Genomic DNA, 17083 nt, shown 5'->3' with positions numbered 1-17083 from the left:
AACCTCTTTTTTTCTCTGCTCAATCATTATTTTTAAAATCTTTACATTCAAACACCCTTTTTGCAAAAATATGTTGTAATTCAGAGATTTCAGTCTTGTTTTGATAGCTTTTGTCATGTGGCAGGAAATTTAGATACTAAATGGTGAATAGTAAATAAAAGAAAAATAATTTCCTAGATACAAATAGAAAGGAAAGATTTAAATGAAAACTTATACTCTAAAAGAAGTGTCTAAAAAGATAAATGTTGCACCTGGTATATTACGACAATGGGAAAAAGATTTCGAAGAATTATTAGAAATTCCACGTTCAAAACAGGGTGCAAGGATTTATAGTGATGAAGAGATTGATTTCTTACTAGAAATAAAACAAATGGCAGCAAAAAAATTAAGTAAAGTCTCTATACGTGAACAATTACTAAAGGGTCCAGAACTTGATATGGAGACACCTAATACTCAAGATTCTGTTAGTAAGGTACACTTCGGAGAAGAAGCAGAACTTGAAAATGTGGCCATTCCAAAAGAGATTCCGTTAGATATTATCTCAGATACCCTTCCGGTTGTAGCGGTAGATAACGAAGTATTTAATAATACAGATCTATTTTTTGAAGCAATGGAAGCCTATAAGAAAAATTTTTTAAGTGAAGTGAAAGAAGAAATTAGAAATGTTGTAAGAAAGGAAGTAGTAGAGGAAGTAAAGAAAGAGATTTACAAAGGAACTTATCATACGGTTAAAGCCCTATCTGACTCCATTTATAAATCTTCAGAATCGACAAAAGCTAATATTCAAGAATTGTCTGATTCACTTGAGAAAGCATCAGATAATACAGCTCAATCATTGCAGTATCTTTCCAAAAGCATTGCAAATGTTTCCATAGATACAACAGAGGAAATTTTCACTCTTTCCAAGCAACTATCTGAAACTACTGAGGAATTAGCGCATTACGTTGACGTAACAAATACGGAAATTTCCACTCTCACTGAAGCAATTACAAAAGACCGGGAATTCTACCTTGAGGAGCGTAACCAATATCGACATGATATTTCACAGAGAGAACTAGCATTCCAGCAAATGTTAACTGGATTTAGAGATGTTGCTGCTGCTAAGGAAAAGAAATGGTGGAAATTTTGGGCTAATTAAGGTTTACGCATTAATAATGTTAAAAGCTCCTTTTATCATAATCGTTATTCTTATCCTTTGTAACTCGTGGTTTAGGGTCATTTAACAATTAGGAGGTTTTGGCATGAATACAAGTGAAGTATCAAAATTATTAGGTGTATCTTCAAGTACCATTCAACGGTGGGTTAAACAACTTGAACTGCCGATGGCAAAAAACGAACGGGGGCATTATTACTTTACTGATGCAGACATTGCTCAACTAAAAAAGATCCATGAACAGCTTCAAAATGGGACGCTTCTACATGAAATTTCGCCAAGTAGAGTAAAGAAAAACCTTCGAAAGGGAATAATAAAGATTGGCGATAATGATGAGAGCCTTGAAAAAGTATGGCAAAAGGTAAATGATTTAGAAAGGACCATTCATACTAAAGCTGATTCAGTTACCTCCTACCAAATCCTCCAACACCGGCGAGAAATAGAAGAATTACAAAGCCAAGTTAGTGAGCTAACACAACAGCTTAGACAACTTCAGGAAAAAATTACACAATCAGAAATACCAACTAAAATAGAAAAGCCAATCGTTTATGATGCAACAAAAGTGAAAAGAAAGAGAAAAAATATGATTAGTTCTTTATTCGGGTTCTAAGCTGTAAAAAAGGAGGTTGACTTCGAGTCGACCTCCTTTTTATTCAACTCCCCCTGCTTTCAAGTGATAGTTCCAATTCAACCAAAGGACGAGTATATTTTTTTATTAAATAGCTACCTAGAATTAAGCAAATGATTAAAGATACAATGATTAGAATAAGGTAATTTCCCAAAATAGGGTTAACATTTTTCTCTGGAATAATTGTTTGAATAGTTTTTATTATAAAACCGTGAAATAGGTATACATATAAAGTTCTTTCACCAATTTTAGTTACCTTAAACTGAACAGAAGGAATTAAAACCATGAAGCTAAAAACAACGATAAGAGTAAGCACGTACTGTATCCCTCGAATCAAACCATCTGAAATATTTTTTCCACCCATGTTAGCATATGAAGTATCTCCCAGGAGCCATGGAACAGCATCTTTTGGGAAAGCTGTTCCAAAGTATATAAGTGTTCCTGCAATAATAATTAATCCTATCGGAAGTGAATACTTTGTACGAATTATACGTTTTAGCTGATCTTCATTCAAAAGAAAGCCTAATAAAAAATAAGGGAAAAATACGAATGTTCTAGATATACTTAAAAAACTTCCCACTTGATCAATATATCCGATAGAAATTCCTAAAATAATTGATAGAGCGAAACCTGCCCATTTTAATTTTGCAAATAGATATAATAACAAGTTCCAACAAAACATGCTTAGTAAAAACCACAGCGTCCAATGGGGATGTAAAAAATCAAAACTAAGCTTCTCTTCTTGTCCATTAAAATAATAGTAAATAGAATAAATTACTTGAAAAATAAAATAGGGTATTAATATTTTCTTAATTGATTTGGCTAAATAGCCTTTCTTGTTATATCCTTTTGCAAAATACCCTGAAATCATGATAAAAGCTGGCATATGGAAAAGAAATATTACACTATATAAAGTAAAAAGAAAACCATCCTGTTCCTTTAATGGACTAATAAGATGTCCAAATACCACCAGAAAGATTAAAATAAACTTTGCATTATCAAAATATTTACTCCTTTTTGATATAGAAGTCATATTATCACCCCGTTGTGTTTTATTGACCCAAACAGGTATACAAAAAGTTTTTTTTAAAAATGTAACCTTAAATTTCATAAACATAATGGTCTAATTATTATACTACCCTGCTTATATTACAGAATTATGATAAGGGATTTACTTTTTGTTGCACATTAATTACAATTCTGAAATAACAATACAAAATACCTACGACATATCTCATGAAATAAAAGAGAGCTTAGTCAAAACTAAGCTCTCTTTCTCATTGTCCAATTACATCCATTATTCTGTTGCTTATTATCTCTTCGAAGTTTTCCTTTATCTCTTCAAGGGATACTCCAAGAGCGTTCGATAGAAATTTTAGATATTCCTGATCATACCAGAGCCAGGATGAATAATTCCGTTTAATATACCTTTCAGCCTCCGCAAATGTAGTAAAGGTTTCCTCTAATTTCTTTCCATTATGTATGATACTAAATTGATTTTCATCTAATGGTATGACATAAGAGCTTTCACCCTGCGAGTTTTGGTAGCTTGTAATGAAAATTGAATTTTTCACATTGTATTCATTTCGATCTGAATCAGGTTTAAGCGGCATGAAATCAAAGACATTCTCAACATAGAGTTTAAAGGCTTCAGCTGTTAATTCTGCCCCTGATGCTTTGGGGTGCCCCCCTCCTCCATATCTTTTAGCGAATTTAGCCACATTAACTTCGTCATGAATGGTTCGAAACCCCATTTTCTTTCCACTAACATTTAATAGTACAATCATGTCCAAATGGGGATACAGATTGTTCAAGGCATTCCCAAGCTCAGATAAATACTGTTCCGCATGAACGATTCCGACGCAGTAATCGTCTACAAAGGTTTGAACGATCTGTCTGCTCTTGGAATGAATGTAGCGATTAATCTTCTGGTCCTCTATATCAAGAAGTAAATTTTCTGTCTCGGTTAACATAAAAGTATCTTTATTTTCCATTAACCTCTTTAACATCTCTTCTTCAAACTTTTCCCGATTCAGAATGTAAAACAAGTCATTTAACCTTTTAGCCAATACATTATTGTTCTGATCCCATTCCCACGTATCATACTGTCGGACTAATTCAATAAACTCCTCTAAAGCTTTAGTACGTTCTATCATTCGATTCTCAATTAGAAAATCATAAAATAAAGATGTTGCACAAGTCAGATTACCAGTGTCATATTCGGGGTTCACATATGCCCATTCATACTGATTAAAATGCATAGCTGTTACATGATGATCAATCATTTGAACATGTTTCCCTTTTTGAAACCGTTCATTAAGTCTTTTCTCAATATCCTCATTAACTGCTAAATCTGTGATAAAAATTTTTTCTTCTGCATTCACCGAATTAGTAATTACTGTCTCTACCCTCTTATTTAAATTTCTATAGGAACAATAGTACACGTTCACCTTTTCTCCAAATGCAATCCTAGCTAGCAGCCCACATCCAAGTCCATCTAAATCAATATCAGTAAATAATTTGACCATACCTACACCTTCCTGTCCTCTTTACACAACATATAGTTTGCAATCTTAAGATTACTCTTATCCAAATAATATTTCAAAATATAAAACCTACTTATATGACCAGGTGATAGTAATCACAGACATAAATACTCCTGAATGATATGATGCATGAGAAGTTCGTATACTATTAAATGAAATGGGGTAATGATTTGAATTTTCCACAACTTAAAATAGGACACATAACACCTAAAGTGCCAATTTTGCAGGGCGGTATGGGCGTTGGTATTTCCCTTAGCAATTTAGCATCTGCAGTTGCGAATGCAGGAGGAATAGGTATTATTTCGGGAACAGGAATCACTGTAAATGAATTACGAACACATATACGACGAGCAAAGGAACTTATTAATGAAACAGGATACATTGGAGTAAATGTTCTATTTGCCATGAATGACTTTGCCGAAAAAATGAAAGCTGCTTTAGAAGAGAAGGTAGATTTTATTATATCGGGTGCAGGTATCTCAAGGGATATGTATACCTGGGGAAAACAAGCTGGGATACCAGTCATTTCAATCGTTTCTTCTGCGAAACTAGCTAGGATTTCAGAACGACTAGGTGCCGCTGCTGTTGTTGTAGAAGGGTTCGAAGCTGGCGGTCATCTTGGAACTGATCGGTCAATGTTGGATATCCTACCAGAAGTTGTTGATGCTGTATCTGTTCCTGTAATTGCAGCTGGTGGGATCATGACAGGATCTGATATTGCTAAAGTACTTTCCATGGGAGCGTCTGGTGTCCAAATGGGTACAAGGTTTGTAGCAAGTAATGAATGTGATGCTCCTTTTGCATTTAAGCAAAAGTATGTGGAAGCACAAAAGGAAGACCTTGTCCTTATTAAAACCACCGTAGGACTACAAGGAAGAGCAATTAACAACGACTTTACCAATTCTATTAGCGGAGCGAAAAAACTAAAAATAGCGAAATGCCACGATTGCTTAAAAAATTGCTCATACCAATTTTGTACACTTGATTCATTGTTAACATCAGTTTCAGGAGATGTGGAAAATGGACTGGTTTTTGCTGGTGCTCGTGTGGATGAAATAAAAGAAATTCTTCCTATTCAAAAAATCATTGACAGCCTCACAGCAGAATATTGTGCAGCAATGAAAGATACACAATTATAACAAATAAATAATTGGAGTAAAAAACAACTCCTTGCCAAAAATAATAATTAAATGCATTGAATGGAGGTGGAATTTTGACCAATCGTAACAATAATCGTGAACGTAAAAACAAATATCCAAACAATAAGAAACAAGACACTGAATTCTCAAAGGAAACCAGTATTCGAAGTGAGATTACAAAAAAAGATTTAGAAAAATAAAGGTTCTTTATGTAGGTTGGCTATAAGAGGGATTCTCTTTATGGTCAACCTCTTTTTTACATCCCAATCTTCGACAACTAACAACTTATATGTTATGATTAAGTTGTTAGTTGTCAGGGTAAATAGAATTAGTAATTAATTAAGGGGGAATGAACTTGATTGAGTTTAAGAACATAGTAAAGAAATACCGCACCAAGACAATCATTAATCCTTTTTCATTAGAAATAGAGGCTGGGCAATTAGTTGTTTTTATAGGCCCGAGTGGTTGTGGAAAAACAACACTGCTTAAAATGATTAATAAATTGATCCAACCAACCTCTGGAAAAATATTTGTAAATGGAACTGATATTTCCACAATGAATCCCATTGAGCTCCGTAGAAATATTGGATATGTTATTCAAAATACGGGGCTTTTTCCACATATGACTATAAAGGAAAATCTAGAATTAATTCCTAAATTAAAGGGAGAAAATCCTGCAAACATAGAAAAAAAGACTATGGAATTGCTAACGTTGGTTGGATTAGACCCAAAAGAATATCTACATCGATTCCCTAAAGAGTTGAGTGGCGGCCAACAGCAAAGGGTTGGTGTAGCAAGAGCCTTCTCAACCAACTCCGATATCATCTTAATGGATGAACCCTTCAGCGCACTAGACCCTGTTACCCGAAGTTCGTTGCAAGATGAGCTATATCAAATGCAAAAGGAACTAAATAAGACGATTATCTTTGTCACACATGATATGGATGAAGCTATTAAAATAGCAGACAAGATTTGTATTTTAAAAGATGGGAATATCCTACAGTTTGATACTCCTGGAAAATATTCTCAAAAATCCTGCTAATGATTTTGTAGAAGATTTTATTGGAAAAAGAAGAGTGTGGAACAATCCTGAATTACTAATGGCTGAGGATATAATGATTCACCAGCCAACAAAAATTCTTGGAATGCGTAACGTTTTACAAGCAATTGAGATTATGAAGGAAAATAAGGTCGACAGTTTAATGGTCACTGATAAAAACAATGTTCTTCAGGGTTTAGTTACTTTGAAAAGTATCCAGTTACTTTCTCGTAACATCCCCATCGAAAATGTCATGGAGAAAAATGTGCTTTCCGTTTCACAGGAAGCAAACTTAATTTCTGTGCTAGCGATGATGAATGAACATAAAATTGGCTATTTACCTGTTGTCAATCATACAAACCAGTTAACTGGTTTAATTACCAGAAGTAGTATTTTATCCGCATTAAGCAGCCAGCTAATTGACTTGGAGGTGGCATTTTAATGAGTAATTTTTTAAACTATGTAACATCGAACTACCACCAAATTCTTGACCTTTTGGTACAGCACCTAAATTTAAGTATTATTTCAGTACTAATAGCTATTATTATCGGTATTCCACTAGGAATTTTAATTTCAAATGAACCAAAACTTTCAAAGCCTATAATTGGAACGACTAATGTAATTCAAGCCGTTCCAAGCTTAGCTTTACTCGGCTTTCTCATTCCATTTATCGGGATTGGAAGTACTCCGGCCATTGTAATGGTTGTCCTATATTCTCTATTACCAATTGTAAAGAACACGTATACAGGATTAACAAATATCGATGGAGACATTCTGGAAGCCGCCAAAGGCATCGGTCTGACAAAGAGCCAAACGATGCGAAAGGTACAATTACCACTAGCCTTCCCGATGATTATGGCGGGTATCAGAATTTCAGCTGTAACAGCTGTTGGACTGATGACAATCGCAGCCTTTGTTGGGGCTGGTGGCCTTGGTTATCTTGTATTCTCGGGTGTACAAACAGTGGATAACAATATGATTTTAGCTGGAGCTATTCCCGCTTGTATTTTAGCACTCTTGATTGACTTTGTAGTCGGGAAGCTCGAATCTTCACTATCATACACAACTAAGCAGAGTTCTTCTAAGTATTTTGCAAAGACGGGCAAAAAAGCAAAAAGAGTCATCATTGGGTTTGCTGCCATACTTTTAGTGGCTGGAGGGGCATTTAAAGTTTATTCTACTGCCAGTGCAGAAGAAAAAATTGTTATCGGTTCAAAAAACTTTAGTGAACAATTAATTTTAGGAAACATGCTTGCCGATTTAATTGAAAATAAAACAGATATCAAAGTAGAAAGAAAGTTGAATCTTGGTGGTAGCCAGGTAGCCTTCAGTGCCCTTAAAAATGGGGATGTTGATTTATATGTTGAATATACCGGTACAGGGTTGGTAAATATTTTAAACCAGACTCCACAAAGCGATCCTGAAAAAGTGTATAATTATGTTCAAAAGGAATTTAAGAGGAAATATAATATTGAATTATTGAAACCGATTGGATTTAATAATACCTATGCCTTGGCAGTGAGACAGGACACAGCAAAACAATATAATTTAAAAACGATCTCCGACCTTGCTAAAGTGAGCAACGGACTAATTATGGGACCAACAATCGAATTTCCAAATCGTGAAGATGGTTTAATCGGACTTTCAAAGACTTATAATATGACATTCAAGGATGTAAAGGCTGTTGACGGAGGATTACGCTATACTGCTCTAAAGAATCATAAGAGTGATGTAATTGATGCTTTTTCAACAGACGGCTTACTTGAAGCTTTTCAATTAAAGGTGTTAAAAGATGATAAGAACTTCTTCCCTCCTTATTATGCAGTTCCTATGGTTAAAGAAGAAACTCTAAAAGAACACCCAGAGCTCAAAAAAGTTTTAAATTCACTGTCTGGAAAATTAACAGATGAAAAAATGCGTGAATTGAACTATAAGGTCGACAGTCTTAAAGAGTCACCAGAAAAAGTTGCCAAGGAATTTTTAGTACAAGAAGGTTTACTTGATTGAGTATAAAAAAGTTAAGGCTGGCTCATTTTGGTTGAGCCAGCCTCTTCTTTATGTTTATTCCTCTATAAAGTGAAGAACACGATCATACGTTTTATCATCCCCTATTACAAGAAGTACATCGCCTTCCATAATTAATGCATAGGGTCCGGGTGAGATAATCAATTCACCCTTTCTTTTCATGCCGATCACCGTTCCACCTGTATTCTGCCAAAATTTCACCTCTGAAATTGTTTTTCCAATATGTATACACCCTGGAAATACCTCTACTTCAATTGGAGCTAATGGATTAGTATGCCGAAGTTTTCCCGAATAATCCATAATTTTTCTTAACGTAGCCAATAACTGCTCATCCAATTTAACTCTTTCAGTTATTAGCGAATTCATTTGCTTTTCAAGGTCTTTAATACTTTCAATATTAGAAAAACGGTGGATATATTTATAAGCATTCTCCCTAGAAGAGATAACAATCCCACTGCCTTTAGTAGATTGAACGATCTCCACATCCTCAAGTATTTTTATCGCTCTGCGAACCGTTTCGGGAGATACTTTGTATTCGCTTGCTAACGTGGACCTTCCATGAATTTTTTCTCCTACTTTAAACTTTCCATCATATATTCTGTTGGCTAAATCTATTGCAATCCGTTCGTATGTTGGTATTTGTGCTTTTTGCATAGAATCCTCCACCTATTCAGTCAATACAATTGTTTCTATCATCAATTTCAATATACCTTTTAATAGATTGGGATGCGAGAATTAAATTAATGATTTCAATTTTTTTTATTGGACATAATTGTAAAGAGTGTTTTATTACGGGGTGAATACATGAAACGAAAATTAATCCTTATCTTAAGTATGGCTTTTATTATTTTTATGATTTCTCTGGTATTGAACTACTTAATTAAAGGGGATTCATCCAGATGGCAGGTAGCTACTGGGGGTATCTTTGTAAGTGCCCTTCCACTTCTATTGTTATTTAAAAAAAACATTCCTTTTAATATCCCCCTTATATTGGGATATTATCTCTTCATTTTTTGTTCCTTGTTTCTAGGATCAATATCAAGTTTTTATCTCCATTATAAATGGTGGGACTCTACCCTTCACTTCTATAAAGGAATATATATTGCTCTTGCCGGCATAACCTTGTATAAAATATGGATTCCAGTTAAAGTACGAGATGAGCTATCGAAGTGGATACTTTCTATTTTTGTTCTTTCTCTAGCAGTTTTAGCAAGTGTGATTTGGGAGGTTTATGAATTTTTAGGAGACCTGACTCCTATTACACACACCATGCAACGTGGAGGAAATACAGATACAATGCTAGACTTGCTCTGTGGGTTAGCTGGTGGTCTAATAGTGGCCATTTATTCGTATGTAAGAAAACCAAATGTATAACGTGAGGTGAATAAAATGAACAGAAAACTGGTCATTATTTTAAGTTTAATTTATGTTCTATTTATGGCTGCATTAGCTGTATATTATTTTTCCAATGGTGTGAGCTTTAAAGGGACCGTTGCTATTGGAGGAATTGTTTGTGGTGCAGTTCCTTTATTTTTAGCGTTATTTACCAAACTTCAATTCAATTTGCCAATTGTGATTTCTTATTTAATATTTTTAGTTGGATCCCAATATTTTGGATCGATATTAGGCTGGTATGGGCTTGGCTGGTGGGATACATTTATGCATTTTGTCAGTGGAGCTATCTTAGCATTTTCAGGTATTGCCTTATATGAACGTTTAATTCACAGAAGTGCAGGAAATGAAATTTCACCGTGGTTTGTGTTCTTGTTCACTTTATCATTTGCAGCACTAGGCGGAGTCTTATGGGAGGTATATGAATTTAGTTCTGATCAATTATTCGACATGACCTTACAAGGTGGGGGCAATAAAGATACCATGACTGATTTAATTGCTGATACAGTGGGTGGACTTGTAATTGCAATTATAGCTGGTATTAGAACTCGTGCTAAGGCAAGGTAAAAAAAGTATCATAACCTGTAGAGACTGACTCTAACGACTGAGTCAGCCTCGCTTACATTATTACACCGTTACAGGCACAAAAAATTCTTCATAAAGTGCTTGAACCGCTCTTTTTTCATCCATTTCCTTAACCCCAAACATCATGCTAACCTCAGATGAACCTTGGTTGATCATTTCTATATTAACACTATATCGTGCCAGTGCCTTAGAAGCTCTGGCCATCGTACCGACATTATGGCGCATACCCTCACCTACAACCATTATGAGAGCAAGGCTATGCACAATTTCTACCTCGTCAGCATGCAGTTCCGTCTTAATTCGATGTATAATTTTTTGTTCAAGGATTTCGTCTAGCTGATTTTCTCTTAGGATGACGGAAATATCATCAATGCCTGAAGGGGTATGTTCATATGAAAGCCCAAAACCCTCTAATACCCCAAGTAACTTCCGGCCAAATCCAATTTCTCTATTCATCAAATACTTACTAACATATATGCTGCAGAACCCTTTATCACTTGCAATTCCAATGACAGGTCCATTAGTATTGTTACGTTCATTTACAATTCTTGTTCCAGGTGCACTTGGATTATTGGTATTTTTAATTTGAACAGGTATCCCCGCTCTAAAGGCCGGGACCAGTGCTTCGTCATGTAATACAGTAAAGCCTGCATATGATAGCTCACGCATCTCACGGTAGGTTAATTCCTTAATTTCCTTAGGTTCCTCTACAATACTCGGGTTAACAGAATAGACAGCATCCACATCTGTAAAGTTTTCATACAAGTCTGCTTTTATAGCATTGGCAAGTATCGAGCCAGTAATGTCAGATCCACTTCGAGAAAATGTAAAAACCTCTCCTTCCTTACTGTAGCCAAAGAATCCCGGAAAAATCAAAATCCCTGACCGATTTCTTAGTAAGTATAATTGGTCATATGCCTCTGGCAATACTTGTGCATTTCCTGGTTCATTACTAACCAGTAATCCAGCTTCACGAGGGTCTACATAATACGATTCGATACCCTTTTTTCTAAAAAAGGCAGCTGTTAATTTAGCTTGGTTATCTTCTCCACTTGCTTTTATTCGGTCCATAAACCGGTCAGGCTTGCTCTTATCACCTTGAAGTCTTAGCATTAAATCCTCTTGAATTTCTTGAATAACAGTATTAGGGAGTAACAATTCTTCAGCAATAGATGCATACCTCTCAATTACAGCATCAAGTTTTTCATTGAAACTATGATTTTGTAATGCTGCAACTGCACATTCAATTAATAAATCTGTTACTTTTTCATCACTTGCAAATCTTTTCCCTGGTGCAGATACTACAACAATTTTTCTTTCCCTGTCCGAAGTAACAATTTGGAATACTTTCTCCATTTGTTTTCCGGATGCCAATGATGAACCGCCAAACTTTACTACTTTCATCGTCCATCTCCCTATCCTCAGAAAATATAATCTTAATTTTATTCCAATTCTGAAAATAATCAAGAACTTTTTTCCGTCCAATATGTACATTTGTCCACACAAGAAAGACAAACATAAAAAAAGTGAGAATTTATCCCACTTTTCTCACTGTATTGAAATCGTTTTTTTAGGCACTGTTAAACGTGCCTGTTGATTTCCGCTCCAGGCACTTCGCTTTCCGTGGGTGTTTCGGCGAGCCTCCTCGGCGCTTGCGCCTGCGGGGTCTCTCCTGAACCATACTCCCACAGGAGTCTTCGTGCCTTCCGCTCCAATCAACAGGGTGTAAAAATTAACACTGTTCTATAACACAGCATTTTTTCTAAAATCTTAGCGTACCATTTCAATAAAATGCACTAATATCTTCGCTGTCAAACCCCATATGACTTTATCATTATAATGATAGAAATATTCCTCAAGGTCTCTTGTTCTCCAATTATAGTTCTTCCCTCCAGCGATTAGATCATAAGGAAAATTTTCTTCTGGCTCAGCTTTAAAGTTTATTTTGTATATATTTGGAGGATGATTAACAAAAAAGGACAACGGGACGGTAAAAATTTCTCCCACCTCTGAAGGATTTGGCTTGACTTTATTAGGTTCAGTAATAAATCCTACAAACGGATATACAATCATCCCATAAGGTGAAATCATATAATCCAGTGGAAAAATGTTTTTTATTGCTTCCCTGCTAATACCTAATTCCTCCACCGTCTCTCGAATAGCTGCACCTTGTTCATTAATATCCTGTGAATCAATTTTTCCTCCTGGGAAACAAATTTCACCAGGCTGCCTCCTTAATTCAAGGGAACGTACTTCGAATAACACATGAATTTCGTTTTCTTTTTGTAGAAGCGGCAACATTATAGCAAATTTCGAAAATTTTTCACTACCTAAAATGGTGGGAGTATGGTTTGTTAACTTCCTTAAGATATTTTCCAGGTTCATGAATTCACCTCATTCTATTTAAATTTATTACTTCTACCATACCATGTTTATAAGTATAAACGCTTATATTCTTAACAAAAAATAGGGATGACCCCATTTAATAGAGTCATCCCCATTATTACTTTTCATACCAAGTATACATATAAGCTGGATCCTCTATTTCTTGAGCATTTTTAACCACTTTCAGAGGATGGAAGGTGTCAATCATAACTGCGAGCTCAAGCGTTTCTTTCTTACCTATGCTAGCTTCCGTTTTCCCTGGATGAGGTCCATGTGGAATACCACTTGGATGTAGAGTAATGGAACCCTCTTGGACTCCTTTACGGCTCATAAAGTTTCCATCCACATAATAAAGGAGTTCGTCACTATTTACATTACTATGGTAATATGGTGCCGGAATAGCTTCAGGATGATAATCATACAATCGAGGGACGAACGAACAAACAACAAAATTATTCCCTTCAAACGTCTGGTGTACAGGAGGCGGCTGATGAACCCTTCCTGTTATGGGTTCAAAATCCTCGATATTAAATGCCCATGGATATAAATATCCATCCCACCCAACTACATCAAGTGGATGGTGTCCTAGAATATGAGAGGAAATCATTCCTCTTGATTTGGTTAATACTTCATATTGACCCTTTTGATTAAATGATACAAGTGTTTCAGGCCCTCGAAAATCTCGTTCACAGAAAGGGCTATGTTCGAGCAGCTGACCATATTCATTCCGATAACGTCTTGGAGTAGTAATCTGACTAAAGGATTCAACAAATAACATGGTTGTCACGTCATTCTCACTTGGAATAACTCGATATATCGTCCCGATTGGAATAATTAGGTAATCTCCTGAACGATAGGTAATGGTACCGAACATGGTCTCTAATTTTCCTGAACCATGATGTATGAAAAGCATCTCATCCCCATCACCGTTGCGATAGTAACTTTGCATCGGCTTGGTTATTTGTGCTGTTCCTATTAATAAGTCAGAATTACCTAAAATATAATTTCGAGCAGTGAGAGCATCCCCCTGTTTTTTGGCCATACTAGTTAAGAAGTGTCGATGCTTTAGTGACTGCTGGTCTTCATATTCCGGCAAATATTTACCAAGCATTTCAGATTTAACAACCTCTGTCGGCATGTACTGATGGTACAAGATAGATTGAGTACCAGAAAATCCTTTCGTCCCCATCACCTGCTCACGATAAAGGCTGCCATCATCTTTTTTAAACATCGTATGTCGTTTATGCGGAATCTTCCCCATTTGTTTGTAATACATTATTTCACCTCATTTCCATCAGAAATTTTATTTCTAAGCGTGCCTAGGTGTTCAACTTCCAATTCCACTTGGTCTCCTGGTAAAAGCCATCGATGGGTCTTTTGGCCAAGTTCTAGGATACAGCCTGTTCCAACAGTTCCTGAACCAATAATTTCTCCAGGGAAAAGTGTAACGCCTGCAGATGCTCTCTCAATCATTTGACCGAAGGAATAATGAAGGTCCTTCATATTTCCATTGGATAAGTGTACGCCATTCACATGCGCTTTCATTGACAGGTCATAACCATTTCTTGTCCTATGGGGTTCCAGTTCGTCCTTTGTAACAATCCACGGACCGATAGAAGTTGAAAAATCCTTCCCCTTAGCAGGGCCAAGGCCCACCTTCATTTCTTTTCTTTGCAGGTCTCTTGCACTCCAATCATTTAATATGCAATAACCAAAAATGTATTCATCTGCTTCCTCTGCCTGAATGTTTATTCCTTGTTTTCCTATGATACATCCAACTTCCAGTTCATAGTCAAGCCATTCACATTCCTTCGGCCTAATGATCTCATCCTCTGGCCCCTTAAACACTAAATGATTAGAAAAATAAAAAACAGGGATTTCATACCACTCTGGAATCATTTCAAGTCCCCGGTTTTCCCTTGCCGTTTTAACATGCTGTTCAAATGCATAAAAATCACGAAAGCTCCTTGGGATAGGAAGAGGTGCTTTTAAACGAGTTTCACTTAATGGATATCTTCCTTTTTGATCACTGGTATTAAAAAAAAGATTTATCGCTATTTTCATATTTTCTTCACTGTTTCCTAGAAAATCTAACAGATTATCAGGTAGTTTACCATCTGATGCTTCATTCATATCAACTACAAAATCACCATCTAACCAGCCAGACTTTATTTTCCTATCATTTCTTTCAAAGGTTACAAATTTCACGGCACTCACCTATTTAACTATTTTCTGATCATTTCAAATGTATTGGCTAACGGGTTAGTAAAGGTACTTCCAGCCATTCTTCCAATCGGCTGTAATTTAGTTGTATCAATTCTTCCATTATCATATAGCTCATCGTTAACATGGACTTGTATTACTTTTCCTATCACTAGACTTCCAGCCCCAGGTTTATCTCCAAAATGTAATACCTGATATAGTTCACATTCTAAATGAACAAGTGATTCTTTGATTCGGGGTACTTTCACCTTTTCACTTGGTTCCTTTGTTAGATTTACTTCTTCTATTTCATCCACAGAAGAAGCAAATTCAATGGCACAATCGTTCATTTGCTCTGCCATTTTCTCACTGACAATATTAATCACAAATTGACCTGTATTCTCAATATTGATGAGTGTGTCCTTCTTTGCTCCATCTTTTCCCCTTCTCATTGGTGAAAAACAAATTAACATTGGATCTGCACAAATAGCTGTGAAAAAACTAAAAGGAGCTGCATTTGCTATGCCATTTTTATCTATTGTTGAAACGAACGCAATGGGACGGGGTAAAATGGAGCCAACTAACAGTTTATATGCATCCTTCCATTCCAATGCTTCAGGTGAAATTTCCAAATTGTTGTCCACCACTCTTTCAGATAACCACATGGTTTGCAAGGGAGTATCCCCCCTTGCAACTGGTTCCTATTTTCCTTACACTATTTTATGAGCTATCTATTATTATAGATTTCCACGTCTTTCTTGTTCACGCTCAATTGATTCAAAGAGTGCTTTAAAGTTTCCTTCACCAAATCCACGTGCACCTTTGCGCTGAATAATTTCGATAAATAATGTTGGACGATCTACAATAGGCTTTGTAAAGATTTGCAAAAGATAACCTTCATCATCACGGTCCACTAGGATATTTAATTCTCTAAGCTTTTCAATCTCTTCATCAATCTTTCCTATACGTTCCCCTAATGATTCATAATAAGCAGCTGGTGTTTTAAGAAACTCAACACCATTCTTTTTTAAAATGGATACAGTGGAAACAATATCTTCTGTTAAAATGGCCAAATGCTGTACACCCGGTCCGTTATAAAACTCTAAGTATTCTTGAATTTGGGATTTTCTTTTCCCCTCTGCTGGTTCATTGATAGGGAACTTAATACGACCACCATTATGCATAACTTTGGACATTAGAGCGGAATATTCTGTTGTAATATCCTTATCAGTGAAATGTTTCATTTCTTTAAAGCCCATTACTTTGGAATAATACTCAACCCATTCTTCCATGCTTTCCACATTTCCAACTACATGATCAATACCAATTAATCCTGCATCCTCAATTGGTAATGCTGCAGAGTATGGTTCAAATCCAGGTAAAAATGCACCTTGGTAATTTTTTCGTTCAATTAACGTATGGATGGTGTCCCCATATGTACCTAGAACGGCTTTCTTGATTACACCTTGATTATCCTTCATTTCAAATGGGGGAGCTACAGCAATCGCTCCTCTGTTTACAGCTTCCTCGAATGCTTTCTCAACATCGTCAACCAGCAAAGCTATGTCTTTCACACCATCACCATGTTTTTTAACAAACTGAGCGACCCTGGTTTCCTCTTTGTAAGAACCAGTTATGACAAGACGGATATTACGTTGTTTTAAACAGTAGGAAACGGTTTCACGATTTCCAGTTTCAAGTCCGGAGTAGGCAACAGGTTGAAAACCAAAGGCCGTACAAAAAAAGTGAGTAGCTTGTTTAGCATTGCCTGTATAGATTTCAATGTAATCTACATCTCTTACAGGAAAAAAATCATCTACAAGTTGGTCTGCTGTTAATCTATTTTCTTTCATTAAGAAACCCCCATTTAATAAAGTAATAATATTCAGAATTAATTCTAAATGAAGAACTGTTGTCCTCTCAAGAGTAGGTAGTAAAGCAATACCGCTTTTTGGTGTTAAAGAAAATTATATAATTTTCGTTATTTCC

At 35.8% G+C, this 17083-nt stretch carries 18 protein-coding genes; 9 read left to right on the top strand and 9 right to left on the bottom strand.

Annotated features, from left to right (window positions below; translation table 11 throughout):
- The first annotated feature begins 202 nt into the window (after window positions 1-202).
- Together QE429_RS11995 and QE429_RS11990 are read left to right on the top strand one after the other, a co-directional pair.
- Entirely contained in the window at window positions 203-1138 is a 936-nt protein-coding gene (locus QE429_RS11995; protein ID WP_307287215.1) for a MerR family transcriptional regulator, read from the top strand.
- 103 nt (window positions 1139-1241) lie between these two features.
- Complete coding sequence (locus QE429_RS11990) at window positions 1242-1763, top strand: MerR family transcriptional regulator (RefSeq protein WP_307287214.1); 522 nt, start codon at window positions 1242-1244, stop codon at window positions 1761-1763.
- Window positions 1764-1806: 43 nt separating this feature from the next.
- On the opposite strand, the gene QE429_RS11985 is transcribed toward QE429_RS11990, so the two are convergent.
- Both QE429_RS11985 and QE429_RS11980 read right to left on the bottom strand, forming a co-directional pair.
- A complete protein-coding gene (locus QE429_RS11985) occupies window positions 1807-2814 on the bottom strand; it encodes an acyltransferase family protein (RefSeq protein ID WP_307287213.1) in 1008 nt (335 codons plus the stop codon).
- A 244-nt stretch (window positions 2815-3058) separates the two neighbouring features.
- Window positions 3059-4309: a DHH family phosphoesterase gene (locus QE429_RS11980; RefSeq protein ID WP_307287212.1), complete on the bottom strand. Its 1251-nt coding sequence runs from the start codon at window positions 4307-4309 to the stop codon at window positions 3059-3061.
- Between the two features lie 170 nt (window positions 4310-4479).
- Here QE429_RS11980 and QE429_RS11975 point away from each other — a divergent pair, with 170 nt between their 5' ends.
- The 5 genes from QE429_RS11975 (at window position 4480) to QE429_RS11955 (ending at window position 8512) form a co-directional block, all read left to right on the top strand.
- Window positions 4480-5466 (top strand): NAD(P)H-dependent flavin oxidoreductase, encoded by a 987-nt coding sequence (locus QE429_RS11975; RefSeq protein ID WP_307287211.1) that lies wholly within the window; start codon window positions 4480-4482, stop codon window positions 5464-5466.
- A gap of 74 nt (window positions 5467-5540) precedes the next feature.
- Window positions 5541-5666: a hypothetical protein gene (locus QE429_RS11970; protein WP_307287210.1), complete on the top strand. Its 126-nt coding sequence runs from the start codon at window positions 5541-5543 to the stop codon at window positions 5664-5666.
- A 155-nt stretch (window positions 5667-5821) separates the two neighbouring features.
- Complete coding sequence (locus tag QE429_RS24540) at window positions 5822-6508, top strand: ABC transporter ATP-binding protein (protein ID WP_307287209.1); 687 nt, start codon at window positions 5822-5824, stop codon at window positions 6506-6508.
- Complete coding sequence (locus tag QE429_RS24535) at window positions 6471-6947, top strand: CBS domain-containing protein (protein WP_307287208.1); 477 nt, start codon at window positions 6471-6473, stop codon at window positions 6945-6947. Before QE429_RS24540 ends, QE429_RS24535 begins: the two co-directional genes overlap by 38 nt.
- Window positions 6947-8512, top strand: a complete 1566-nt coding sequence (locus QE429_RS11955; RefSeq protein WP_307287207.1) for an ABC transporter permease/substrate-binding protein — start codon at window positions 6947-6949, stop codon at window positions 8510-8512. The genes QE429_RS24535 and QE429_RS11955 overlap by 1 nt, the downstream gene beginning before the upstream one ends.
- 54 nt (window positions 8513-8566) lie before the next feature.
- On the opposite strand, the gene QE429_RS11950 is transcribed toward QE429_RS11955, so the two are convergent.
- Complete coding sequence (locus tag QE429_RS11950; RefSeq protein ID WP_307287206.1) at window positions 8567-9184, bottom strand: GntR family transcriptional regulator; 618 nt, start codon at window positions 9182-9184, stop codon at window positions 8567-8569.
- Window positions 9185-9334: 150 nt separating this feature from the next.
- Here QE429_RS11950 and QE429_RS11945 point away from each other — a divergent pair, with 150 nt between their 5' ends.
- The gene (locus tag QE429_RS11945) at window positions 9335-9904 is read left to right on the top strand and encodes a DUF2238 domain-containing protein (protein ID WP_307287205.1); all 570 of its coding nucleotides are present in this window, start codon (window positions 9335-9337) and stop codon (window positions 9902-9904) included.
- A gap of 15 nt (window positions 9905-9919) precedes the next feature.
- Window positions 9920-10489, top strand: a complete 570-nt coding sequence (locus QE429_RS11940) for a DUF2238 domain-containing protein (RefSeq protein ID WP_307287204.1) — start codon at window positions 9920-9922, stop codon at window positions 10487-10489.
- 60 nt (window positions 10490-10549) lie between these two features.
- Here QE429_RS11940 and QE429_RS11935 read toward each other — a convergent pair whose 3' ends face one another.
- The 6 genes from QE429_RS11935 to hppD all read right to left on the bottom strand — a co-directional run bounded on the left by QE429_RS11935 (window position 10550) and on the right by hppD (window position 16947).
- Window positions 10550-11911 carry an aspartate kinase gene (locus tag QE429_RS11935; protein ID WP_307287203.1) on the bottom strand — a complete coding sequence of 454 codons (1362 nt, stop codon included), beginning with the start codon at window positions 11909-11911 and terminating at the stop codon, window positions 10550-10552.
- A gap of 366 nt (window positions 11912-12277) precedes the next feature.
- The gene (locus QE429_RS11930; RefSeq protein WP_307287202.1) at window positions 12278-12892 is read right to left on the bottom strand and encodes an NUDIX hydrolase; all 615 of its coding nucleotides are present in this window, start codon (window positions 12890-12892) and stop codon (window positions 12278-12280) included.
- A gap of 118 nt (window positions 12893-13010) precedes the next feature.
- On the bottom strand, window positions 13011-14168 hold the full coding sequence (locus tag QE429_RS11925; RefSeq protein WP_307287201.1) for a homogentisate 1,2-dioxygenase: 1158 nt from the start codon (window positions 14166-14168) through the stop codon (window positions 13011-13013).
- Complete coding sequence (locus tag QE429_RS11920) at window positions 14168-15100, bottom strand: fumarylacetoacetate hydrolase family protein (RefSeq protein WP_307287200.1); 933 nt, start codon at window positions 15098-15100, stop codon at window positions 14168-14170. The genes QE429_RS11925 and QE429_RS11920 overlap by 1 nt, the downstream gene beginning before the upstream one ends.
- Before the next feature lie 17 nt (window positions 15101-15117).
- Complete coding sequence (locus QE429_RS11915) at window positions 15118-15726, bottom strand: flavin reductase family protein (RefSeq protein WP_307290795.1); 609 nt, start codon at window positions 15724-15726, stop codon at window positions 15118-15120.
- Window positions 15727-15831: 105 nt separating this feature from the next.
- Window positions 15832-16947, bottom strand: coding sequence for a 4-hydroxyphenylpyruvate dioxygenase (hppD, locus tag QE429_RS11910; RefSeq protein ID WP_307287199.1), 1116 nt, complete (start codon window positions 16945-16947; stop codon window positions 15832-15834).
- Between the last annotated feature and the right edge of the window lie 136 nt (window positions 16948-17083).

This window comes from Bacillus sp. SORGH_AS_0510 (assembly GCF_030818775.1).
Taxonomy (GTDB): Bacteria; Bacillota; Bacilli; order Bacillales; family Cytobacillaceae; genus Neobacillus.
Note: the sequence above shows the minus strand (reverse complement) of the source record. Positions and strands in the feature narration are given on the sequence as shown.